The sequence below is a fragment of the Mesorhizobium sp. GbtcB19 genome, from assembly GCF_019091085.1.
GTDB lineage: Bacteria > Pseudomonadota > Alphaproteobacteria > Rhizobiales > Rhizobiaceae > Mesorhizobium.
Map to the genome: position 1 here is coordinate 1 of NZ_JAGXJY010000539.1, position 235 is coordinate 235.

Annotated in this window: 1 protein-coding gene; it reads left to right on the forward strand. The window is 58.7% G+C overall.

Annotation, left to right across the window (positions count from 1 at the left end; genetic code table 11):
* A partial coding sequence (locus KVT37_RS32965) for a transporter substrate-binding domain-containing protein (protein ID WP_217579102.1) occupies positions 1-185 on the forward strand: 185 nt, incomplete at its 5' end.
* Between the last annotated feature and the right edge of the window lie 50 nt (positions 186-235).

The following is a 235-nucleotide window of genomic DNA, read 5'->3' on the forward strand; positions in this document are numbered from 1 at the left end:
GCTACGGCTATTCGGCGATTGCGTTTCGCAAAGACGACAGTGACCTCCGCGACTTGTACAATTCCCGGCTCAAGGAGCTCAAGCTCGACGGCACGGTCGCGCGCATCATGGCCAAGTACGGCTTCAGCGATCAGGAGACGGTACCCGATCTGACAAGCAATCAGGTTTGCGAAGGGCAGAACTGATCAGGCCGAGAGCGTCAGGCGATACGAAGCTGTGCTGGACCAGCCGTGTC